This window comes from Acinetobacter calcoaceticus (assembly GCF_016508255.1).
Lineage (GTDB): Bacteria > Pseudomonadota > Gammaproteobacteria > Pseudomonadales > Moraxellaceae > Acinetobacter > Acinetobacter calcoaceticus_E.
This window is the reverse complement of sequence record NZ_JADVKT010000001.1, coordinates 781,368-805,237: the sequence shown is the minus strand read 5'-3', so window position 1 is coordinate 805,237 and position 23,870 is coordinate 781,368. Positions and strand designations below refer to the sequence as shown.

The 23,870-nt window shown below is 36.4% G+C and carries 16 protein-coding genes, 1 tRNA gene and 1 pseudogene; 11 read left to right on the top strand and 7 right to left on the bottom strand.

The features are described from left to right. Positions 1–63: 63 nt before the first annotated feature. From I5515_RS03750 to greB, 3 genes are all read right to left on the bottom strand, one after another. Complete coding sequence (locus I5515_RS03750; protein WP_199964812.1) at positions 64–1,176, bottom strand: transglycosylase SLT domain-containing protein; 1,113 nt, start codon at positions 1,174–1,176, stop codon at positions 64–66. 532 nt (positions 1,177–1,708) lie between these two features. Further along, positions 1,709–2,683: a 3-oxoacyl-[acyl-carrier-protein] synthase III C-terminal domain-containing protein gene (locus I5515_RS03745; protein WP_199964811.1), complete on the bottom strand. Its 975-nt coding sequence runs from the start codon at positions 2,681–2,683 to the stop codon at positions 1,709–1,711. 229 nt (positions 2,684–2,912) lie between these two features. Further along, positions 2,913–3,383: a transcription elongation factor GreB gene (gene greB / locus I5515_RS03740; RefSeq protein WP_199964810.1), complete on the bottom strand. Its 471-nt coding sequence runs from the start codon at positions 3,381–3,383 to the stop codon at positions 2,913–2,915. 347 nt (positions 3,384–3,730) lie between these two features. Between greB and I5515_RS03735 the strand changes: the two genes are divergently transcribed. After that, a tRNA-Ser gene (locus I5515_RS03735) sits at positions 3,731–3,820 on the top strand. Positions 3,821–3,898: 78 nt separating this feature from the next. Here I5515_RS03735 and I5515_RS03730 read toward each other — a convergent pair. After that, a pseudogene (locus I5515_RS03730) lies at positions 3,899–4,342 on the bottom strand (SgcJ/EcaC family oxidoreductase); the annotation flags it as partial. Positions 4,343–4,626: 284 nt separating this feature from the next. Here I5515_RS03730 and I5515_RS03725 point away from each other — a divergent pair. From I5515_RS03725 to posA, 5 genes are all read left to right on the top strand, one after another. Beyond that, a complete protein-coding gene (locus I5515_RS03725) occupies positions 4,627–6,039 on the top strand; it encodes an MdtA/MuxA family multidrug efflux RND transporter periplasmic adaptor subunit (RefSeq protein ID WP_199964808.1) in 1,413 nt (470 codons plus the stop codon). A 9-nt stretch (positions 6,040–6,048) separates the two neighbouring features. After that, positions 6,049–9,210 (top strand): MdtB/MuxB family multidrug efflux RND transporter permease subunit, encoded by a 3,162-nt coding sequence (locus I5515_RS03720; RefSeq protein ID WP_199964807.1) that lies wholly within the window; start codon positions 6,049–6,051, stop codon positions 9,208–9,210. Continuing rightward, positions 9,207–12,380: an efflux RND transporter permease subunit gene (locus tag I5515_RS03715; protein ID WP_199964806.1), complete on the top strand. Its 3,174-nt coding sequence runs from the start codon at positions 9,207–9,209 to the stop codon at positions 12,378–12,380. The genes I5515_RS03720 and I5515_RS03715 overlap by 4 nt, the downstream gene beginning before the upstream one ends. A gap of 13 nt (positions 12,381–12,393) precedes the next feature. After that, complete coding sequence (locus I5515_RS03710; RefSeq protein WP_199964805.1) at positions 12,394–13,839, top strand: efflux transporter outer membrane subunit; 1,446 nt, start codon at positions 12,394–12,396, stop codon at positions 13,837–13,839. Between the two features lie 579 nt (positions 13,840–14,418). Next, on the top strand, positions 14,419–18,417 hold the full coding sequence (posA, locus tag I5515_RS03705) for a delta-poly-L-ornithine synthetase PosA (protein ID WP_199964804.1): 3,999 nt from the start codon (positions 14,419–14,421) through the stop codon (positions 18,415–18,417). 60 nt (positions 18,418–18,477) lie between these two features. On the opposite strand, the gene I5515_RS03700 is transcribed toward posA, so the two are convergent. After that, positions 18,478–19,173, bottom strand: coding sequence for a hypothetical protein (locus tag I5515_RS03700; protein ID WP_199964803.1), 696 nt, complete (start codon positions 19,171–19,173; stop codon positions 18,478–18,480). Positions 19,174–19,238: 65 nt separating this feature from the next. Here I5515_RS03700 and I5515_RS03695 point away from each other — a divergent pair, with 65 nt between their 5' ends. The 3 genes from I5515_RS03695 to I5515_RS17585 all read left to right on the top strand — a co-directional run bounded on the left by I5515_RS03695 (position 19,239) and on the right by I5515_RS17585 (position 21,376). Continuing rightward, positions 19,239–19,877: a hypothetical protein gene (locus I5515_RS03695; protein WP_199964802.1), complete on the top strand. Its 639-nt coding sequence runs from the start codon at positions 19,239–19,241 to the stop codon at positions 19,875–19,877. 13 nt (positions 19,878–19,890) lie between these two features. After that, positions 19,891–20,691, top strand: coding sequence for a hypothetical protein (locus I5515_RS03690; protein WP_199964801.1), 801 nt, complete (start codon positions 19,891–19,893; stop codon positions 20,689–20,691). Positions 20,692–21,250: 559 nt separating this feature from the next. Beyond that, the gene (locus tag I5515_RS17585) at positions 21,251–21,376 is read left to right on the top strand and encodes a hypothetical protein (protein WP_265092290.1); all 126 of its coding nucleotides are present in this window, start codon (positions 21,251–21,253) and stop codon (positions 21,374–21,376) included. 164 nt (positions 21,377–21,540) lie between these two features. Here the strand turns inward: I5515_RS17585 and I5515_RS03685 are convergent, their stop codons facing one another. Together I5515_RS03685 and I5515_RS03680 are read right to left on the bottom strand one after the other, a co-directional pair. Further along, positions 21,541–21,957, bottom strand: a complete 417-nt coding sequence (locus I5515_RS03685) for a MerR family transcriptional regulator (RefSeq protein ID WP_199964800.1) — start codon at positions 21,955–21,957, stop codon at positions 21,541–21,543. A 22-nt stretch (positions 21,958–21,979) separates the two neighbouring features. After that, positions 21,980–22,498 (bottom strand): SRPBCC domain-containing protein, encoded by a 519-nt coding sequence (locus I5515_RS03680; protein ID WP_199964799.1) that lies wholly within the window; start codon positions 22,496–22,498, stop codon positions 21,980–21,982. Between the two features lie 292 nt (positions 22,499–22,790). Between I5515_RS03680 and I5515_RS03675 the strand changes: the two genes are divergently transcribed. Beyond that, positions 22,791–23,024, top strand: a complete 234-nt coding sequence (locus I5515_RS03675) for a hypothetical protein (protein ID WP_199964798.1) — start codon at positions 22,791–22,793, stop codon at positions 23,022–23,024. A 7-nt stretch (positions 23,025–23,031) separates the two neighbouring features. Then, the gene (locus tag I5515_RS03670; protein WP_199964797.1) at positions 23,032–23,508 is read left to right on the top strand and encodes a hypothetical protein; all 477 of its coding nucleotides are present in this window, start codon (positions 23,032–23,034) and stop codon (positions 23,506–23,508) included. Positions 23,509–23,870 lie beyond the last annotated feature (362 nt).

Here is a 23,870-nt window from a genome sequence, read left to right as displayed (position 1 = left end):
CCCATAGAGGTAAGCTTTTTATTCATACAAACAAAGAGTTTATCAACTTCTAAATAATAAAAATTAGATATTGATTCGTGTTTGCGCCGTTTTGATATGTTCAAGATAAGCACGAATACGAGTGACATATTGAACCGCTTGTTTATATCGACCATTTCGCATTTTATTACTTTGCAAATAATTGTAGAGATTAACCCATTGGTTTGGATCTTTCCCTTGTGCTTGCAAGCGCTTCTGAATCTGGTTTACTGCACCTGGTCCCATATTATAGGCCACAAGCGCATACCAGTTCCGATCAGGGAAAGGAATATCATCATATTCACTTAACATGAGATCGTAATACTTTGCTCCACCTTGGATGCTTTGAGCTGGATCACTACGATTGCTCACACCCATTGCTCGAGCAGTACTATTGGTGAGCATCATTAAGCCACGAACACCTGTGGGAGAAACAGATTCTGGCTTTAAGTATGATTCTTGATAACCAATTGCGGCAAGTAAATGCCAGTCGAGATCATATTTAGCTGCACTTTGTTTAAAGCTCGCTTTATAAATCGGTAAGCGCGTAGTTAAGTCACGTTGAATGGTTGACCAAGCTTCTGGTTTCACCACATTACGATCATAAAAAGAAGCAAGTTGTTGTGTCACACCATTTTGCTTACTTTGGCATACAAAGCCACTAGCCGTCTGGGTGAGGGGGTCATCAGCTTGTTTAAACACCCAGCTTAATTCAGGATTTAAACCATTTTTTTGCAAATTGACTGTGTCACCACAACTTGCATAAAAAGACATTAATCCTTTGTTTTCGATGGTACTTAAACCAGCGGTAGTCATCGCAAAGTTTGCTTTACCTTGCTGAACCCATTTAAGTGCAGTGGCATTGTCTGCCACGATTTTAAAGTCCAGCTTTACATTAAGGCTTTGTGCATAGTTACGAGCTAAGTCGTAACCAAAACCATGTAAAAACTGATCTTCTTTGAAAACGGTTGTCGGGCTTTCTACCGCAACAACAGTTAGAGTGTTTGTATTTACTACAGTATTGTACTGTAGGGTTTTTCCTGCATTAATACTATGAAATGGAACAAGCATAGTACTGAGTGCAAGTGCTTTTAACGGGAGAGAGGAAAATAAAGAGTTAAGGCAAAGCCTCGACCCTGAATTTGAATTACTGTGCATGTTGTCTCCGCTACAGATAATTTATGCCCAAAAAGTCAGACAATAAGCTGCCATAACTTCTAAAAGTTGATAAATTCAATAAGGGGTGGGCAGTCATGACGTCATTCAAAATGACATGAAATGAAAAAAATAAACTGTGTAGAAAATCTACATAGTTTTCAAATGAGTTAAAAAATGCTCAATATTTAATCTGCGCGCATCATAGTATTGAAAAAAAATAATGTCAAATTTTGTACAATTAAATATTCAATATATCATCATAAACACATGAATTTCTTAAGGAAGAAAATTTATACACTTTTGATATGAGAAAATAGGGGATGAAATGCTACATTTTGTAGCCCCCATGTTATTACAACGTGAAATTTGATTTAACTGTTTGGTGAATTGCTATAAGTTAAATAACTGAAAAAATAAAATAATTTAATGATTTTTTGATAGATTTATTTAACCTATATTTGAATTAAAGCTAAAAGATATTTGTGAAAAAGTATCTTTTAGCTAAGATAATATTTTTATAGTTTACGTTTCTTTAAATTTTCCATAACATTACTCCAGTCTGGTAACCCGCTCCTAAAGACCAGAAAACAATAATATCACCTTTATTTATAAGTGATTTTTCTAAGCGGTTTTTATAGGCAATAAAAAAACTACTAACACCTGTATATCCATATTGATCACCAATATATTCAATTTTTTCAGGTGGTATATTAATTTTATCTTGAAGAATATCAATATTTGATTTAGTAAATTGAGATAGTAAAAAACATGATATGTTCTCTATTTTTAAATTATTTTTTTTGAGTAACTTTTCTAGCGCATCCGCAGCAAATTCTACACTTTCTAGGCCAGTAAATGGCGCCCAATGAATTTTTTGATCCTTACCATAATAATTCGTAAATCCCTGAGGAGGAAAAACAATCGTTTTACAAAAACTACTATCTGTTTGATACATCCGATCAATCATGCCTGAATCATCGGTATCCTTCTCAAGTATGATGGCCGCAGCTGCGTCTCCTACAATTGTTGAAGGAATAGGTTGCTTCTCATCTCCAAGCATTGTTAGATGATCAGATCCAATCACTAGCGCGCGTTTATAATTGTCTTTTGATGCTAGTAAAACTGAGGCTTGTTCAAGAGCAACAAACATTCCTAAACAATTAGCATTGATATCAAAGCATATGCAATCGGTTTTAATATCTAGTTCTGAATGAATAAGTAAAGCATTAGTTGGAGAAAGATATTCTAATGTTGTAGAAGAAAATATAATAATATCAATGCTATCATGTGAAATATTATAATCTTTTAATAAGTTTTTTGAAGCATGAATTGCCATTGTGAGAGTATTTTCGTCATGGTCAACAATTACATGTCTTTTATTTCTGCCTACTTTTTCAAAAATTCTATTTAAACTATCTTTGTCTTCAAATTTATTTAAATAATATTCATTATTTCTAATTGTTCTTGGGTGATAAGTAGATATCGCAGCAATTTTTATACCTTTCATAATTAATAATCTCTTTTTTATAAAAATAAAATTTTGTTTTAATTTTGATCGGTAATCGATGGCATTTTATTTATTTTTTAAATTTAATATTTTCTATTTTTACATGAATAATGATAAGCCTGTATTTTTGTAGTTATTAAATATATTAAATTTAAATGATAATATTTTCAAATTCTAAGTTTAATATAATTACATTGTAATAAAAAATGAAGTTAATAGTATCAATGAATTACTGATAACTTATTTTTGTTATATACCAAATCATTTTACCTTTAGGCGTTTGAACTTGTATTTCATCATCTATAGCTTTACCTAAACAAGCTTTTACCATAGGTGATTGCAAAGAAATATAGTCCCTACGGCCGTAAATTTCTTCATCGCCAACGATACGGAATTTTGTAGTTTCGCCTTCATCATTTTCTAATTCGACCCATGCTCCAAAGTAGGCTCGGCCATCTTGCTCTGGTCGGTACTCTACTTTTTGGGCAACTTCAAAAAGTTTGGTGAGGTATCTAATCCTACGATCAATTTCACGTAGCTTTCTTTTGTTGTAATGATAATCTGCGTTTTCTGAGCGATCGCCAAGACTGGCTGCCCATGACACAATTTTAGTAATCTCTGGACGTTCTTTTCTTACAAGATCATTTAGTTCATCTTGTAATCGTTGATAACCTTCAGCAGTTAATAGTTTGCGATTCATCATATAGCTCAAACTTCTTTCATATAGATAGTTTCGCTAGAAACTACATCGGTCATTAAAACCGTATTAGTAATTGCAAAGGGGAGAATACCCTTATTAAAGATTAAAGCTTCTTATCTTTATAAGTATTTTATCAAAAAGATAGACTAGCATCATATAGTTATAGTGATGTGCTGTTAAAGACAACTAAGAACCTCACCATAAAGATATGTTTTAGAGAAAAAGTGGTGATAAGTAGACAAAAACTTAAAATTTAAGGTTTTTTGTTTTTATTTTGAGCATTTAGAAGGAAAGTTAAATAAAAAGATTTGCCAAGTTGTCTTTTTATTTATATTATAGCGCTCGTTGGAAGCGTGGCAGAGCGGTTTAATGCACCGGTCTTGAAAACCGACGAGGGTGTGAGTCCTCCGTGAGTTCGAATCTCACCGCTTCCGCCAAAATTCTTAAAAAGCCCTTGTTAATAGCAAGGGCTTTTTTTATGCCTATAAATTACTTAAAAATTATCTTGCTCTGTTTTATATATTTCTAAGGATAGTCTCTCCCGTTCGTGGGTTCGTTACAGTCACATTTTCTAGCGCCTGAATGTACCAAGAATTATTTTTCTTAATGAGTACAGTAAGAATGAGAGTATCAATCTGGTGAGGGCCTTGAGGATGAGCTACGCCCGCGGTTAGGCGACTCCAGAAATGTGAAATACAGATATCTTGGCTCATAGGTGTGATGTCTATCAGCTCATTCTCTAGTGTTGAATCGCTATAGATGGTTTCATGAATAGGTTGGTGAAGTGCAATTATTTCATCAACACCTTTAACGTAATGACCGAAACGATTAACGAAAGTTGCATCTTTAACAAAAAGAGCTGCAAAGGCCTTCATATCATGATTATTCCAAGCAATTTGAAATGCTAAAGGAATGTCTTGTGAATTTATTATGTGCTGACTCATATCATTTCTACTATTTGCATCTATTTTCTTAAATTTATTCTAGAAAAATTATAAAGCAAATCTTTTATCATAAATTTGCTTAGACTGATATTTTAGTTTATTTGCATTGATAGTTTATAAATACTTTATGTATGACAAGTCTAAAATAAGTTTAATTAAAATATTTAAATTGTTAATTAAATAAAGCTGAATAATTTACTTTAATCAAACAATTGTGTAGTGATTTGTTAACATTTAAGTCTAAATTAAACTTAAAAGCATATTTATATTGTATGAAAAAATAAGCCTATGACGATTCTATGAATGACATATCTGAACCAAACAAGGTCATAAAAAAACCTTCAAAAACCAAGTCATTTTTAAGCTATATAGTATTGTTTTTAATACTATTCCTTGTAGGGTTTGGAATTTGGCATCTAACACATCAACCGCTAAAGTCTTCACAAAGCGCGTCATCAGGTAAACGAGGAAAAAGTGGACATTTGGGAGGAGGGAACTCTTCTACTGTGGTTGGCACGAGTAAGGTAGTGCAACAAGATGTACAGCAAACTATTCAAGCGTTAGGTACAGTCACTTCTACAAATACCATCATTGTACATCCGTTAATTAACGGCACTTTAATGCAGATTTATTTTAAGGAAGGGAGTTTTGTTCACAAAGGACAGCTTCTAGCACTTATAGATGACCGTGCCCCTAAAGCAAGCTTATTACAAGCTCAAGGTCAGCTACTCAAAGATCAAGCATTGTTAAGGAATGCTAAACTTGATATGCAACGCTATGCTCAGCTCTGGAAGCAAGATTCAATCGCTAAGCAACAGTATGACACTCAAGCATCGTTGGTCAAACAATATGAAGGTGTTTTAAAGACGGATCAAGCCGCTGTAGAGAATGCAAAACTACAGTTAAGTTATACGCGTATTGTATCTCCAGTAGATGGGCGTATAGGTCTACGTCAGGTAGATGTTGGCAATATGGTGACAACATCTGATGCAAACGGCATTGCTAATATTACTCAGTTTAAAAATATTTCAGTGGTATTTGCGGTACCTGAGCAATATTTAACGCAATTAATGCAGATTATGGACAACTCTAACCAAAACATTAAGGTAGAGGCTTGGGATCGTCAAAATACTCAAAAACTGGCCGATGGTAAACTAGTTGCTCTAGATAATCAGGTTAATATAAATACTGGCACTATTAATATTAAAGCCAGCTTTGATAATCAGAACCAGCATTTATTTCCAAATCAGTTTGTTAATGTACGGATGAGTTTGGGCAATATTGCCAATGCGATGATTGTTCCAACTGTTGCATTACAACTCGGCGCCAATGGCTCTTTTGTTTATAAAGTTAATTCTGATCAGACTGTGAGTGCGGTGAATGTTCAAACTGGGGCTGTTGTAGGTGACAACACCGTAATTACCAGTGGAGCATTGACGGTCAATGATGCTGTGGTCACTGACGGTGTCGATAAACTTAAAGATGGCGCCAAAATTAGTGTGGGCACAGGTCACCATCAGGGTTCAGGACAGGCTGCTGATACACAAGGTGGTAGTGGTGGACACAGGTATCATCAAAATGCACAAGGCAGCACACCAGAAACAAATAGCAGTCAAAATACCGGACAGCATCAATGGCAACATCATCGTGAACAGGCTAGTGCATCGGGCGCTGTAGCCGCCAGTCAACCTTCTGCTCAAACCGCGCAGTAAGGAGTGCTGATGAATCCTTCCCGTTTATTTATCCAGCGTCCAGTGGCGACTACACTGGTCATGATTGCCATTTTTTTATGTGGGTTGGTGTCATGGAAGTTTTTGCCTGTGGCTTCATTGCCAGAGGTCGATTATCCGACTATGCAGGTTACAACTTTATATCCGGGTGCTAGTCCTGAGGTTATTGCCTCAACGATTACCGCTCCGCTTGAACGTCAGTTTGGGCAAATGCCGGGTTTGAGCCAAATGTCATCGACTAGCTCCAATGGGGCATCAGTCATTACCTTGCAATTTAATTTAAATTTAGGATTGGATGTTGCGGAGCAAGAGGTACAGGCTGCAATTAATGCTTCTAATAATTTGTTACCTAACGATTTGCTGACCCCACCGACTTATAGCAAAGTAAATCCAGCTGATAAGCCAATTATGACCATTGCGATCAGCTCTAAAGAGATGCCCATTACTAAACTGGAAGATCTGGTCGATACCCGTTTAGCACAGCAACTTTCTCAAGTGAGTGGAGTTGGCTTAATTAGTGTAAGTGGCGGGCAGCGTCCTGCGGTACGTTTACAAGTAAACTCGGCAGCTTTGGCCAATATGGGGTTGACTTTAGAAGATGTGCGTACGACTGTCACGGCTGCTAACGTTAATCAAGCAAAAGGTACGATTAGTGGTAGCGTACAGTCTTCTACAATTGATGGTAATGACCAGTTGCATACGGCTGATGATTATAAAAATCTAATCATTGCCTATAAGAATGGCGCACCGATTCGAATGTCGGATATTGCTGCAACCATTGATTCGGCAGAAAACGTGCGTTTAGCAGCATGGGTTGGACATACTAGCAATAATGCTGCAACCCAAACGCCAGCCATTATTATTAATGTGCAACGCCAACCCAATGCAAATGTGATTCAGGTTGCGGATCAAATTAAGCAAATCCTGCCTAAATTACAAAGTAGTTTTCCACAATCTGTGAATGTGGAAATTTTAAATGATAGTACCGCGACCATTCAGGCCTCACTAACAGATGTAGAGTTTGAGCTGGTTTTGGCAATGGTACTGGTCATCATTGTCGTATTTTTATTTTTACGTAGTGTACGAGCAACCTTTATTCCCGCAGTGGCGTTACCACTTTCTTTGGTCGGCACGTTTGCGGTGATGTATCTGATCGGTTTTTCGGTCGATAATTTAAGTTTGATGGCACTTACCATTGCCACGGGTTTTGTCATTGACGATGCCATTGTCATGATCGAAAACATTTCCCGTTATATTGAGCAAGGCGAATCGCCGATGCAGGCCGCCTTAAAAGGTTCAGAGCAAATCGGTTTTACCATTATTTCCCTGACCATTTCGCTGATTGCTGTACTCATTCCTCTGCTATTTATGGGAGATGTGGTTGGGCGATTATTCCGTGAATTTGCTGTAACCCTTGCTGTCTCTATTTTAATTTCAGCTTTCATTTCTTTGACGCTGACCCCGATGCTGTCTTCAAGATTGCTCAAGCATATTCCTGAAGCAGAGCAGGGACGTTTTTACCATGTAATGGGTAGCTTTTTTGATAAAACGATTGGTGTCTATTCCAAAGCATTACGTTGGGTGCTAGCAAGACAAGGGCTATTTTTAGTTGTTACGGTTGCAACTTTTGTCTTTACGGTCATGTTGTATGTTTTTATCCCGAAAGGTTTTTTCCCTGTTCAGGATACGGGACAGATTATTGCTACAACTGAAGCTGACCAAACAATTTCCTTTCAAGCAATGAGCGTTAAGCAGCAAGAAACCGCAAAAATTATTTTGCAAGATCCTGCTGTACAAAGTATTTCATCGTTTATTGGTGTGGATGGAACAAATAGCTCACTAAATACTGGCCGTATTTTAATTAATTTAAAGGATAAATCGGCTCGTCCCGATGTGCAGACGGTTATTAGTGATTTGCAACAACGCTTGAGTAAAGCTCAAGGTGTGACAACATATTTGCAGCCTGCTCAAGATTTAACAATCGACGCAAGACAAAGTAGAACCCAATATCAGTTTACCGTGCAATCTACGCGTTCTGAGGACTTGGCGACATGGATTCCAAAACTCGTTCAAGCTTTGTCTTTGCGCCCTGAAATTACAAATTTAGCAAGTGACTGGCAAGACAAAGGCTTACAGGTCTATGTTGATATTAACCGTGACGCGGCAGCTCAATATGGAGTGACGACAGCGAGTATTGATAACATTCTTTACAATGCATTTGGGCAAAGACTCATCAGTACGATTTTTACGCAGACAAATCAATATCACGTTGTTCTTGGCTTATCCGATCAAGATCAAAATGGTGTACAAGCCTTACAGGATTTATATGTTCCTTCAAGCAGTGGAAAGCCTGTTCGTTTAAGTTCAATCGCTACGATTCAACCTAGAAATACCTTGCTTGAGATTAACCATCTAGGCCAATTCCCAACGGCAACAATTTCATTTGATACCGCTCAAGGTGTGTCATTAGAACAAGCAGTTCAAGCAGTAAAAGAAACCGAGCAAGCGTTAAAGTTACCAAGCAGTTTGATGACTCAATTTCAGGGAGCTGCACTCGCATTTCAAGCTTCTTTAAGTAATACGGTCTGGCTCATTATTGCTGCAATTGTGGTGATGTATATTATTTTGGGTGTGCTGTATGAAAGCTTTATACATCCACTAACCATTTTATCGACATTACCATCGGCAGGGATTGGCGCACTTTTAGCGTTGTCCTTAACTCATAATGATTTAAACATTATTGCGATTATAGGCATTGTGCTTCTGATTGGTATCGTCAAGAAAAATGCAATCATGATGATTGATTTCGCCCTAGATGCTGAACGGCATCAAGGCCTGACACCGATGGAGTCAATTTATCAAGCTTGTTTATTAAGATTTAGACCAATTTTAATGACAACAATGGCGGCATTATTAGGTGCTGTACCTTTGGTTATTGGTAGTGGAATGGGATCGGAATTACGCCATCCACTTGGTATTACCATGATTGGTGGTTTAATTCTGAGTCAGCTTCTTACTTTATTTACCACACCAGTTGTTTATCTTGCTTTTGACCATTTGGCGCAGCGCATAAAAGGAAATCGCCGTCCAGATAAAGATGCCAGCGAGTTGCCACCTTATGAACATTTTAAATCTGGGGTGGATGAAGTATGAGTATTTCAACGCCTTTTATACGCCGTCCTGTAGCAACCACTTTACTGAGCATTGGGTTGGTATTACTGGGTTTATTAGCCTTTAATATTTTACCTGTCGCTTCATTGCCGCGAGTTGATTTCCCTACTATTTCTGTAACGGCAAAGCAGGCGGGGGCAAGTCCGGAGGTGATGGCAGCAACAGTTGCTACGCCGTTAGAGCGAAATTTAGGACGTATTGCTGGGGTAAATGAAATTACCTCTTCAAGTACATTAGGCTCTACTCGTATTACACTTCAGTTTGATTTAAATCGCGATATTAATGGTGCTGCCCGTGACGTGCAGGGTGCAATTAATGCATCGCTTTCTTCATTACCATCGGGACTTCAAAATAACCCAACTTATCGAAAAGCCAATCCTGCCGATGCGCCAGTCATGATTTTGGCGCTGACCTCTAAAACGTTATCTAGAGGACAGATGTATGATGCAGCCGATACGATTTTGGGACAAAAACTCCTCCAGATTGAGGGAGTTGGTGATGTCAGCATTGGTGGAGCAGCACAACCTGCGGTAAGGGTTGAACTTAACCCTAGCCAGTTGGCGCACTATGGTATTGGGCTCGATACTGTACGCTCTGCTATTACCTCAACAAATGCAAATCGACCTAAAGGCTTTATAGAAAAGAAACAAGAACTGTGGGAAGTCAAAGCGAATGACCAAGCCAAACAAGCTGCTGACTATATTCCCTTAATCCTAAGCTATAAAAATGGGGGAGCGGTTAGAATTTCTGATGTCGGAGAGGTAAAAGACTCTGTATTAGATATTCGTAATGCGGGTTATTATGCAGACCAACCTTCTGTTTTGATTATGGTATTTAAACAGCCCAATGCAAATGTAATTGAAACCATTCAACGCATTAATCAGATGTTGCCGACTTTACAACAGGCATTGCCATCACAAATTGAAATTCATACAGCGGTTGATCGTAGTAAGACCATTCAAGCCTCTTTAAGAGAAATTGAGCGGACTTTAATTATTGCGATCATATTGGTCATTATTGTTGTTTTCGTATTTTTGAAAAATGGCAGAGCCACTTTAATTCCTGCGATTACTGTACCTATTTCGCTTGTTGGTACTTTTGCTTTGATGTATGCCTCTGGTTTTTCGTTAAACAATATTAGCTTAATGGCTTTGACAATTGCGACAGGTTTTGTAGTAGACGACACCATTGTTGTACTTGAAACCATTTCAAGGCGAATGGAAGAGGGCTTTGCTCCCATGCAGGCGGCAATTACGGGAGCAAAAGAGGTTAGTTTTACGGTGATCTCAATGAGTATTTCATTGATTGCGGTATTTGTACCTATTTTACTTATGGGCGGAATTGTGGGACGTTTGTTCCATGAGTTTGCCATGACCTTAAGCTATGCCATTTTAATTTCAATGGTGGTTTCACTTACCACCACACCTATGCTGTGCGCATGGTGGTTGAAAAAGAATAAGAAAAATCAGCCAGGCACTGAAAACCTAATAGCTGAACAGACGTCGGAAAATGATGATTACACCGAAGCTCTTTTGGTTGCATCTGACGATGAATATTTGAAAAAACAGGGCTTATTTGGACGAATTACCCTGTTATATAAGCGTAGTTTGGCAGTCGCATTGCAGCATAAAGCCATGACGATGATTATTTTCATCTTCACGATTGGACTGAATGTTTACTTATATATTGCTGTGCCTAAAGGTTTCTTCCCTCAACAAGATACAGGGGTCATGATGGGGTCTTTGGTTGCAGACCAAAATATTTCCTTTGATGCAATGAATACCAAGCTTAAAAAATACATTGCCGTGATTGGAAAAGACCCAGCCGTTGACCATGTGATGGGTACACTTGGAGGTTCCCAACTCAATCGGGCCAATCTATTTTTAGCTTTAAAACCTTTGGGTGAAAGAACAGATACACCAGACCAGATTATGGCTCGTTTACGCAAAGTACTTGGGCATGAAGCGGGAATACGTTTTAGTCTCAGACCTGTGCAGGATATTAATGTGGGAGGCCGCTCAAGCGATGCCAGTTATCAATACACCCTGCAAGGCGATGACTTAACCGCACTAAGAAGCTGGACACCACAGATTCAAGCTGCTTTATCTAAACTACCCGCTTTAACCGATGTGTCTAGTGATCAGGATGTGAAAGGGTTAGAAACCAAGCTCACTTTTGACCATGACAAAATGAAAATGATGGGCATAACACAAGCTCAAGCCGATAGTGCGTTAAACGATGCCTTTGGTCAGCGGCAGGTGTCGACCATTTATAATCCGATGAATCAATATCATGTGGTGATGGAAGTTGCACCTGAGTATGCAAAAAGTGTGGAAGCCCTCAACAGTATTTATATACAAGATGCTCAAGGGCATTCTGTACCTTTATCTACATTTAGTTCATGGAAAGCTGCGAATACTTCATTGTCGGTCAATCATCAAGGGTTATTTGCTGCCAGTACCATTACATTCAATTTAAATGATGGTTATTCACTTTCAGATGCCACCCTTCAAATTAATAATGCAATGAATGAATTAAAAGTCCCAACTTCTATACGAGGGTCATTCCAAGGTTCAGCAAAAGCTTTTCAATCTTCCTTAAGTTCGGAACCATTACTTATTTTGGCCGCAATTGTGGTGATTTATATTGTGCTTGGAATTTTATATGAAAGTTTTGCCCATCCTTTAACTATTCTCTCTACATTGCCGTCTGCGGGATTAGGGGCACTCATTGCTCTCATACTTTTTAAAATGGAATTTACGGTGATTGCTCTCATCGGAATTTTATTGCTGATTGGTATTGTGAAAAAGAATGCCATCATGATGATTGACGTCGCTTTAACTTTGCAGCGAAAGCAAAATTTAAAACCTGAAACAGCGATTTTAGACGCGTCAGTGCTACGTTTTCGTCCCATCATGATGACAACATTTGCAGCTTTGTTTGGAGCCTTACCTTTAGCATTGGGCCGAGGTGACGGTGCCGAATTACATGTACCTTTGGGGGTTTCGATTGTAGGCGGTTTGATCATTAGCCAGATATTAACTTTATATAGTACACCTGTAATGTACTTATATATTGATCAATTGAGCCAATGGGGAAAACGTAAATTCAAAAGCTTATGGTCTATGAAACAAATGGGCTTAAAGAAATAAAGAGGGTATGTTAATGCATCAAAAAAATCATATACGGTTTAAACATATCTCGTTTAATGCCTTGAGTAGTTTAGTTTTAATATTGTCCGGTACATTGTCGGGTTGCCAGTTGGTCAAACCTGAACCGACACCTCATGTGAATATTGGTGCCAATTTTTCTCAGCCTGCACAATATGGTTTAGATATTAAAAAGTGGCAAACGGATGGTTGGAAAATTGCGCTACCAAGTGACCATTTACCAAAAGGTGAATGGTGGCAAATTTTTCAAGATGGACAATTAAATAAACTCGTTGACCAGCTTAACCAAGAAAATGCGTCGATTGCACAATATGAAGCACAGTACCGTCAAGCCACAGCACTGCTTAGTGAAGCGAAAGCAGGGACTAGACCAACAGTTACTGGAAATACGTCAGCTACTCGCTCAAAATCTGGTGAGGCATCAGCGACCACAAGTTATGGTTTGGGCGTAAATGCGAGTTGGGAACCCGACTTTTGGGGCAAAGTTCACCAGAATATTTTAGTGAACCAGAATAAAGCGCAATCGAGCGAAGCTGAGCTTAATTCTATTCGTCTAAGTATGCAGGCACAACTTGCTACGACTTACTTACAATGGGTGGTACAAGGATTTCAGCTACAATCACAGCAGGAAAGTCTGAATAACCTTAAAAAGTCTCTACAGCTAACCCAAAATCAATATAAAGCAGGCATTGTGGCATCGACTACGGTCGATCAGGCTCAAAGCCAGTATCAAACTGCACAAGCCAATTATACCGATATGCAGTTGTCGCAAGTAAAGTTACAGCACGCGATTGCGACGTTAATTGGTCAGCCTCAAGACCAATTTCAATTAACGATGCCGAAAGCTTTGCCTTCATTGCCACAAATACCAGTTGAACTCCCTTCAAGTATTTTAGAGCGCCGTCCAGATGTGGCTGTGGCTGAAAGGAATATGGCGGCAGCAAATGCTCAGGTCGGAGTCGCAAAACTCGCAATTTTCCCAGATTTTAGCTTGGGGGGAAGCTTAGGTTATAAGAGTAATAAATTAAGTGACTTATTTAATGCACCTAATTTTATTTGGTCGGTTGGTCCTACGCTCGCAGCGACATTGTTTGATGGTGGGCTTCGACATGCACAGACTAAGCAGGCGCTTGCAGCTTACGATGCGAGTGCGGCTTCATATAAGCAAACTGTACTTTCAGCTATTCAAGAAGTTGAAGACAACATTGCTTCTCAAGCTTTACTCTCAAAAGAAGTAAATGAGCAGAAACAAAGTCTACAGGCCGCCACGCGTGCTGAAAATACCACGATGAATCAATATAAAGCAGGAATGGTCGGATACTTAAACGTTTTGAGTGCTCAAAATACCCGTTTGTCAGCACAAAACAGTGTGTGGTCACTCATGAGTAAGCAATATCAGACAACTGTTAGCTTGATTAGCTCGATGGGCGGAAGTTTTTAGCAAGTTAAATTTATAAAGGTAGTTGCTTTAGCTTAGACCTCTTCGGAGGTCTAAGCTATGAGGTTATAAAAGTAGCTCCGTTTTTAGAAAAATACAGAATAAAAATATGAGATAAATAGAATTGACTCATCACGACTTTAATATGATGTTATTAATTCAGCATCTTCAAAAAAATTTAAATGAACATCTCCATTTTTTAAACTTTTAATTGGTCAGAGCAAAACAATTAAGTTTAAAATATGAAGAATCGTATATAGGAAGGTATTTGTTAGTTTAATTAAACTTAGAGTTATATAAATCTTGTGAATTTTAGTTTTTTATCGAGCTGGTTTTGTGTGTTTTTCATCCAAATTTCAATCTTAAGATTAAAATATTGAGGCTAATATCTTCATTTTTTTTAGAAAAAAGATAGTAAAGAATCAGGATTTATATATTATTTAACAGACTTTAAAACTAAAACTTTAATCTTGATTTAAGTTCAATTATTTAATTTATGATGCATCTCGATTTCTTTAATGAGTCAGAAAAAAAATCATGACTTCATTTGAGCCAAATCAGAAAATTAAAGAGAGTATAAAAATGAACCAGTTTGTAACGAACACGAACAATATTATTCGTGGAAAGTATCAACCAGAATTTTTGCAGCATGAAGTCTTGGCCGATATTTTTGTCCATACTGCACAAGCTCTTCCTGATAAAACGGCTTTAATTGAAGCAGATAAAACGTTGAGTTATGGTGAGTTATATCAGCAAGCCTTAGTCATGGCTCAACATTTGACAATAAGAGGGGTGAAACCAGGGCACATTGTTGGGCTATGGTTACCTCGTGGCATCGAGCTTTTAAAAGCTCAATTGGCGATTTGTTTAAGTGGTGCGGCTTGGCTTCCTTTTGATATGGATACGCCAGCTGACCGTATTGCGGTTTGTCTTGAAGATGCCGAAGCTGTAGGGATGATTACTACAGATGAATGGTATGCACATTTAGCAGAAGTGCCACAAACAAAATGGACAAATACTGAACTGCAAAAGCCACTCAGTGAAAATATTCCTTTAGCTAAAACCACCCCAGAACAACCTGCGTATATTATTTATACATCAGGTTCAACAGGTAAGCCAAAGGGTATTGTGATTACCCAAAAAAATATTTGTCACTTTTTACGTAGTGAAAATGATATTTTGGGTATTCAAGAGCAAGACAAAGTCTATCAAGGCTTTTCTGTCGCTTTTGACATGTCGTTTGAAGAGATCTGGCTTTCTTACTTAGTTGGTGCAACATTGTGGATTGCACCTAAGTCGCTTGTCAGTGACCCTGAACGTTTATGCCAAACATTAAAACAGGAACAAATTACAGTATTGCATGCTGTTCCGACATTACTTGCTTTATTTCCTGAAGATGTACCTAATTTAAGAATTATTAATTTAGGTGGGGAAATGTGCCCAGATTCACTGGTTGACCGTTGGGCATTACCTCACCATCAAATGTTTAACACTTATGGTCCAACTGAGACCACGGTTACTGCAAGCCTTGAGTTGTTAGAACGCGGCAAACTCGTCACGATTGGTAAGCCTTTGCCGAACTATGGCATGTTGGTGATTAATGCTGAAAGAGAATTACTCGCTCAAGGTGAAACAGGTGAGTTGTGTATTTTTGGTCCAAGTGTCGCAGAAGGATATTTGGGTCGACCTGATTTAACTGCTGATAAATTTATCCAAAACCCTTGGGCAGAAGGTCCGGATGAACAATCGCTCTATCGTACTGGCGATTTGGCTAAAATTGATGAGTTTGGTCAAGTACATTGCTTGGGACGTGCTGACGATCAGGTAAAAATCCGTGGTTTCCGTGTTGAACTCGGCGAAATTGAAGCTGCGCTTTGCGATATTGATGGCATTGGCACAGCGGCGGTAATTTTACGTCAAGAAGACGGAATTGATCAGCTCATTGCTTTTATCGCACCTGAACTTGAAGCGAAACAGCCTATAGAAATTAAGCAACTTCGACATAATCTTGGTCAACGTTTACCGCCTTATATGGTGCCAAACCGTTTTGAGATTATTGAAGAAGTACCGCGTTTACTGTCAGGAAAAATTGACCGTAAGGCTTTAAAAGCAAGACCGCTTACCAGTGTGATTGACCGCAGTGAATCTGACCAACCACAAAACCCAGCCGAAGAAATCTTATTTGGTATTTTGAATCGCTTGTTCCCAAACATGCCGATTAAACTTGATTCAGATTTCTTTGATGATTTAGGTGGACATTCACTTTTAGCAGCTGTTTTAGTTTCAAATCTGCGTGAACATCCAGAATATAGCCATCTTACGATTCAAAGCTTATATCAAGCGAGAAGGGTGGGAGCAATTGCGGCTTTAATGTTAGAGCAGCCTGAGCCAACTCAATTTGATAGCCAGATTGGACAAGACAACCCTCGTAATCAAACTTATAAATGGTTATGTGGTATTGCACAGCTTGCGACCATTCCAGTTTTAATTTCGATTAATATCTTGCAGTGGTTAGCACCATTCTTTACCTACCATTATTTTACTGGTGGAACACGAGATAGTATTCCGTATGCAATCGCGTTGTCTCTATTGGTTTATATCAGCGTTATTATTACCAGTTTTGTCGTTTCAATTACTGTCAAACGACTATTAATGTTAGGCATTGGTGCAGGGCAATATCCATTATGGGGATTAACCTATTTCCGTTGGTGGTTAGCAGATCGTATTAGCAATATTTCACCTGTTTACCTTTTGTCAGGCTCGACTTTACTTAACTTATATTTGAAAGCGCTTGGTGCGAAGATCGGCCATGACGTGACGATTAGTTCAGTCCATATTCGTATGCCATCTTTACTTACTGTTGAAGATGGGGTGAGCATTGGTTCTCAAGTAAACTTAGAGAATGCCAAAGTAGAACATGGTCACTTGGTATTAGGTTCAATTCACTTAAAAGAAGATAGTTATGTGGGTTCTTATGCTGTATTAGAAGAAAATACAGTGTTAGAGAAACAAGCTCACGTAAATGCATTAACTTCAATTGAATATGACACTGTCATTCCAGCCGGTGAAATTTGGGATGGTACACCTGCCAAGAAAATCGGGCATGTGGACGACCAAGATAAAATGCCAGAGCGTCCAAAATTATCGTTTATTCGTAAAATTGCAGAATATGCATATTATGGAATGAGTGCGTTAATTATTGCTTGTCTGTTCTTTATTCCAATTTTCCCAAGCTTCCTGTTGGTCGACTGGTTAGATGCAAACGTATTTAATATTAGTACCAATGACCATTTGCAAATCGCTATTTATTATTTCATTTTAGCGATTCCAGCTAGTGCAATGATGATGATGATTACTGCTGTGATTTCTTCAGCAATACGTAAAATCGCGTTGCCTCGTCTTGAAACCGGAACTTATTCGGTACATGGTAGCACCTATTATCGTAAATGGTTTGCGTCTCAAATTTTAGAAACAAGCTTACAAACGTTACATGGCTTGTTCGCTACGATTTATGCGCCAACATGGTTCCGTATGCTCGGTGCGAAAGTAGGTAAAAATACCGAAATTTCTACTGCAAACGGTGTTATTCCAGAAATGCTGACTTTGGGTGAAGAAAGCTTTATTGCCGATGCTGTAATGTTAGGCGATGAAGAAATCAGAGGCGGCTGGATGACTTTGAAATCGACGACTATCGGTAACCGTAGTTTTGTCGGAAACAGTGCTTATATTGCGGATGGTACTGTGTTACCAGACAACGTCTTGATTGGTGTGCAATCTAAAACACCTGACAACGTTGAAATGTACGATGGTCAAACTTGGTTTGGTTCACCGCCATTATTGTTACCTGCACGTGAAGCTGCTGAGAAATATCCAGATCATTTAACATTTTTGCCAAGTATCAAGCGCCGTTTAATGCGTGGTTTTATTGAAGGCCTTCGTGTTGTATTACCTGCCGCTCTTGCGATTGGTGTGGGTTATATGATCGTGCTTGAGATTATTGATGTTATTAACAAATACAACATTCCAACGGGTTTGTTGGCTTTAACGCTTGCTGGTTTGCTCTATGGTGTTGGCTGCTTCGTTATCGTGGCGTTATTGAAGTGGATTTTGATTGGTCGCTATAAACCATGTTCAGCGCCAATGTGGACTATGTTTGTATGGTTGAGCGAAGGGATCACAAGCTTATATGAATCAGTTGCGATTCCTAACTTCTTAAACTACTTAAGAGGAACGCCAATGTTGCCATTCTTCTTGCGTATTTTAGGTGTTCGTATTGGTAAAGACGTTTATATGGATACGGCTGATATTACAGAGTTCGACTGTGTAAGCATTGGTGACCGCGCTGAGTTTAATAGCTTCTCAGGCCCACAAACGCACTTGTTTGAAGACCGTATTATGAAAATCGGACAAGTGAATATTGGTCATGATGTGGTTGTAAATACACGCAGTATTATTTTGTATAACGCCAATGTCAGCAATCATGCCGTGTTAGGTCCATTAACATTGGTCATGAAAGGTGAAAATATTCCAGCTAAATCTGCTTGGATTGGTTCACCGGCTGTGCCATGGGTTCATAAATAATTAAGTGTTGAATTGAAAAAAGCCTCTGTAGAACAGGGGCTTTTTATATAGTTCATTATATTAAATAGAGTCAAGACTGTTAGAAATTTCATTTAATTCAATTATTGTGCTTTGATCATTTTCAATATGCTTATAAAAGTATTGATCTTTTGTTTGGAAAAAGATATCAAAACTACGACTCATACATGAATCTACGCTACTTTGTTTTATGTAAATTTCTGAAATAGCTGAAATATAGTAATCAATCCAATCTTCTATATGATCAAATGAAGCATGAGGACGTGGATTGGTGTAAAGATTTTTTAAATTTTCAGAAATATTTTGAATATTAGGATTAAATAACCAAATGATGAGATCATTTTCTCTAAATTCTAATGTTTGATAGATATCTGGTTCATCAGTTGGTTCTACAGAAAAAAGCTTTGCTCCATTTTTACTATAACTAGAATACAGAATTTTAGATAATTGAATCTGTTCATGGCATCCTATTTCCATTTCTCTAACTTGTTTTGAAATATTTAAACAAATTGGAAGCTTTTCAATTTCAGAATTAAAATTATTAATAAAAAGATGAACTGCTTTATCAATGACATAATGCTCACCTACGCCAGTGATAAGCCCACTGTGCCATCTATATAATTTAGAGTCCATATATTCATTATATTGATCTAAACTTTTATATTTTAAAATTAAATATTTATTGTCTATTGCAACAACAATACTATCTTTTAGTTGAACAGCAATAAGAAAAGTCATATTTATAAAGATAATTAATTTATGCTAAGATTGATTTTATCTATAAAAATATAAATGGCATAGTCATGGCGGGTGGTTCACAAATTATAATTTCCTCTGATGGTATTACTATAAAAACGCCTAAAGAATTTAAAGTATTTGCAGGACAACATATTTTTTCTGGACCGTCTGTGGCTAGTTTAAAGAGTACTCATATACAGCATTTACTACCATCAGATCAGTTAACTCCTAAAGCTAAAATCACACCAAATATACACTTTCCTATAACGGGAGTTCTTGCTCGGATAGAGAGATTAGATGGAAAAAAAATAAATTCGACAGATAATTTGGTGATTAATGGAACTCCATTAAAGGAACTGTGGATTAGTGAAAACGGAGTGGCTTACTTTATTCCTCCAAAAAATATACCCCAAGTCAAAAGTATTGAAATTAATGGAGAATCATTGAATTTAGAAAAAAATTTAAGACAATTTCATACAAATAAAGAAGGAATAGATTCAATTTCTGAACAAGTTGAAATTCTGAATGAAGCTTTAAGTGAGCATAAAAAACAATTTTCAAGTAAAAATAAATCTGATGTTATTGTTATGCAAGGTGTTTTTAGGTATAGCCTTATTTTAGATTATATTGACCAATTGGATTGGGATTATGAAAGTCAGAAGTATTTATTGAGTAAAAGACTAAATTTAAAAGTAGATTTTTAAATAGGAAATCATGATGCTTAAAGTTGAATATAAAAAAGAAAATGACCTTCATATTATTAAAATTATAGGAAAATCTCGCTTAACTCCTATTGTCCGCGATGGTGAAGAACTTTTTAGTGCAACTGTGCAAAGAGCACAATCAAAAGCAAAATTAACGGTGTGTATAAATAGTTGTTGGTATGGTTTAACAGATTCAGGAAAAGCGGATGCATTTGTTGGACACGACCCAGTTCCAAGTGCTGATACATTAAATGAAGGTTTTGCATTATTAGGTACAGGAGCTTTACATGGACATAGCGCACCTAATATGTTTTATATTGCTCAAAAACTGGATTATACATGGTTTATGGGACAAGGAGATTTAACAAAAAATCGGGGTTATTATACGGGTATTGGTGGATTATGCCCTTTGGTATTCAAAGGGTTAAAATACGGTGATGGTAATTTATATAGTAAAGAATTACCAAATGCTAAGTTAACAGGAGAGCCTCTACCTGCTCATAAACCTTTTTTGACTCAAAGAAATAATAATAGATATGCTGCGCTTTCACGTTTAGACAATAGAACAGGGCGAGGAGGAATAGGATTTACACCTACTGCTGATATTGTGGTGATTGCTCAAGAGCACGGTGTAGGATCGGTTTCTTTTGATACCTTTAGAGATACTTTTATTAAAAATGGTTGTACAAATGCCTGCGCTGTAGATGGTAGCGATTCAGTGTTTTTATGGTATGACGGAGGATTTAAATTTATGTCAGCAGAGAATAAAGATGAAACACAAACTTTTGGTATTGGAATAAGAGCAGAAAACTAATGTTAAAAAAAGCTTTATTTAGCCTAATCATTTCAGTTGTAGTATTGCTCTCAATTTCATTTGTAGATTTGTATTGCACGCATACATCTTTTAAATTATTTAAAGTTTGGTTAGTAGAATTTAACGGAATTAATAATTATTCAATTTTTATTAATAATTTTATAATTAATTTATTAATTATTTTTTTAATCACTTCTCTAATTGTATATTTTATAAAGATTAAGAATAATTTTATTTATATAGCCTTAGTTTTACTATGTATTTCCCTTGGGAACTTCTTTATGAAAACATCTATAAATTTAACTATAGATAGTAGAAAAGAGGTGCTGTCAGGTAATTTGGTTGATAAAAGTTTAGCTTTTTTATTGATGCATAAAAAAATTCAGTGTGAAGACTAAATTATTGTTGCTTTTAGAAATTAGAGCCGATTTAAAGCTAATTGGTGAGCCTATAAAAATACATGTATGCATCCAAAATTCTTTTGAAAGTAGCTGATTACTGTATTTGCATTATCAAAAGCTGTAAAAACTGTCTGTGGCTAAAAAGGCACAATATTATTTTGTATAACGCCAATGTCAGCAATCATGCAGTGTTAGGACCATTAACATTGGTCATGAAAGGTGAAAATATTCCGGCTAAATCTGCTTGGATTGGTTCACCGGCTGTACCTTGTGTTCATAAATAATTAAGTGTTGAATTGAAAAAAAGCCTCTGTAGAACAGGGGCTTTTTTGTATTACGTGTTTTCTATTTCATCGTTATTGCTGAAAATATTTGAAAAGCTGTCAGAGCATACAAAAAATTCACTGACATTTTGACATTCACACATAGGTTTTGTTCTTTCTTAAATCTAATTTTTTGCAAAGTTATACAAGTTCTCAATTATTTTTTTTATTTTTTCCTGATTTTTAACAAAAGAATTATCCTTAATATATTTTTTAACATCATAAAGAGTATCTTTTCCATATTCTAATAATTTAATTTGTTGACTAATTATCTCTATTTTTTTATCAATTAATTGATTGGAAATAATATTACATTGTTCAGAAGGAGGTTTTGTTTCGAGTTCAATTAACTGTTTAATCTCTTCTAACGTAAACCCGATGCTTTTTAAGGATATAATTAACTTAATTTTTTGTTCATGTATATCCTGATAATTTCTATAGCCATTTGTTAATCGATCAGGAATCAATATTTCACATTTTTCATAAAAACGTAAAGTATCTAATGATAGACCATATTTTTTCGAAAATTGACTAATATTCATTTAATAACCTTTATTATTTTAACTAGGATATTTTGCAGCTATCTTTGTTTAAAGTTTGATCTTCACTATATTTTTTCAAGGATTTATTCATTCTATCAAAATTTAGCTTGGTAGGCCGAATAACAAAATAATTTAAAAAAGGTACAAGTAGCCCATTAAAATCTTCAGCTTGAACTAATTGAGTTGTATTAGCGTCAATTTTAGTGAAAATAAACTGGTGTCGACCATTAAATAAACTATTTATGTATAATTTACCTTCCCACTCTAAGTGATATTTATCAAGTCTCTTTATGATTGGCTGCATTGTAAATTGCACTTTTTTGTTTTCATTATATAAAGCTACACTAATTTCTTGACCTACATGCGTGGGAAATCTATCAATACCAAATAAAGTGTTCCATTCTGGATACGATGATGTGCATGTGAAGGTTTGCCAAACATGATCTATTGGCTGATTTATAACAATCTTTGTTTCAATTCTTTTATGGTGAAATAAAAGGATGAACACAGAAAATATAACGATAGCGAAAACTATTTTCATCAAATAATACCTTTAGTGCTAAATACTATAATGATTCTAAGATTGGAGTTCACTCTAAGGTCAAGAAGAATTTTTACCTGCACGTTAAATTAGGTTGTATCTAATAAGAATCTCTTTTGTGAAAGTTAGAAAGAGGAGGGAGCACTTTTTTATTTTTATATTTCATATAAAGGCCATTATATTAATATGTATATATTGTGCACGACAGTTGTTGTCGCTTTGTTTATATTTTTTTCTTGTTTTTAGATGATATATTTTATAAATTTATTATTTAATTCAGGATATTATTAATATGAAGCTCAATATTCCAGATCAACAGATTACTTTAGTTTGTCCTAATTGTGAGAATACTCTTTTTTCTATTGATGAAAACCAAATAGTTACATGTGATACTTGTAATTTAATGCTTCATAAAGATGAGCTAATTGAACAAAATCATATTACAGACAAGATAGATACTAATAAAATAGCTAAAGATTTAGCTAAAGAAATGAAAAAAATATTTAAAGGTAAAGGATGGAAATAAGTAATTCATGGATATAAATTGGGAAATTACAATAGCTGGAATTTCGGCTATTTTTGCAGGTATATCAATAGTATTTTCAATATATAGTTTTTTTTCTTTTAAAAAACTTAACAAGAAGATTCTAGAACAACAGGTTGAAATCAATAGCCTCTTAATTACTAAAGAAAAAGACTACTCTAATGAACAAAATAAGGCTGATATTCGAGCATACAAAATAGGGGCAAAAGGAAATTATCAGGTGATAATAACTAATGCTGGTAAGGCTTCTGCTGAAAACGTTTATTTAGAAGTTTTAATTGATAGCGCTTATATTGGATGTTTTTGGGATATTGATGAAATTTTTCCTATGAATATTGTTTCAGGACATTCAGGAAAGCTCTCCTATTCAAGAGGAATGGACTTTCCAAGTAAGTTTACTGTTAGGATTACATGGGATGATCAATTTAAAAAACAAAACTCAAAGGATATTGAAATAGTTAGTTAATACAGTTATTTGTTTAATTCTCCTAAAATTAATACCACGCACTTACCTATACCTAAAACAGCCTTCCAAGGCTGTTTTTATTTCCCCTGTATAAACCCTCATTTAACAATAACTCACTCATTATTTATTCTTACTTTTTAATGATCTAATTTAAAACAAATGTCATGTTGTGTGCTTGACTGCAAAAGGGCTGGGCACTATCCTTTGCCTGCTGGCCACATTGCCAGTCGGTTTTAGCAGACCGCATCAAACGTGCATTAAAAGTTTCATACTTTTAGTGTTGTGCCCTCGTGCCCCCTCTGCGGCGGAACGGGAGGGGGACACCTTCGGGTGTGCTGGCCACGTTTGACCAGTCTGCTAAC

Bases quoted from the DNA above. Each gene is read 5' to 3' on its own strand.
- I5515_RS03690 (WP_199964801.1), top strand. From the start codon at position 19,891: ATGCTTAAAGTTGAATATAAAAAAGAAAATGACCTTCATATTATTAAA.
- I5515_RS03695 (WP_199964802.1), top strand. From the start codon at position 19,239: ATGGCGGGTGGTTCACAAATTATAATTTCCTCTGATGGTATTACTATA.
- I5515_RS03715 (WP_199964806.1), top strand. From the start codon at position 9,207: ATGAGTATTTCAACGCCTTTTATACGCCGTCCTGTAGCAACCACTTTA.
- I5515_RS03720 (WP_199964807.1), top strand. From the start codon at position 6,049: ATGAATCCTTCCCGTTTATTTATCCAGCGTCCAGTGGCGACTACACTG.
- I5515_RS03700 (WP_199964803.1), bottom strand. From the start codon at position 19,173: ATGACTTTTCTTATTGCTGTTCAACTAAAAGATAGTATTGTTGTTGCA.
- I5515_RS03745 (WP_199964811.1), bottom strand. From the start codon at position 2,683: ATGAAAGGTATAAAAATTGCTGCGATATCTACTTATCACCCAAGAACA.
- I5515_RS03710 (WP_199964805.1), top strand. From the start codon at position 12,394: ATGCATCAAAAAAATCATATACGGTTTAAACATATCTCGTTTAATGCC.
- I5515_RS03675 (WP_199964798.1), top strand. From the start codon at position 22,791: ATGAAGCTCAATATTCCAGATCAACAGATTACTTTAGTTTGTCCTAAT.
- I5515_RS03750 (WP_199964812.1), bottom strand. From the start codon at position 1,176: ATGCACAGTAATTCAAATTCAGGGTCGAGGCTTTGCCTTAACTCTTTA.
- I5515_RS03685 (WP_199964800.1), bottom strand. From the start codon at position 21,957: ATGAATATTAGTCAATTTTCGAAAAAATATGGTCTATCATTAGATACT.
- greB (WP_199964810.1), bottom strand. From the start codon at position 3,383: ATGAATCGCAAACTATTAACTGCTGAAGGTTATCAACGATTACAAGAT.
- I5515_RS03725 (WP_199964808.1), top strand. From the start codon at position 4,627: ATGAATGACATATCTGAACCAAACAAGGTCATAAAAAAACCTTCAAAA.
- posA (WP_199964804.1), top strand. From the start codon at position 14,419: ATGAACCAGTTTGTAACGAACACGAACAATATTATTCGTGGAAAGTAT.
- I5515_RS03670 (WP_199964797.1), top strand. From the start codon at position 23,032: ATGGATATAAATTGGGAAATTACAATAGCTGGAATTTCGGCTATTTTT.
- I5515_RS03680 (WP_199964799.1), bottom strand. From the start codon at position 22,498: ATGAAAATAGTTTTCGCTATCGTTATATTTTCTGTGTTCATCCTTTTA.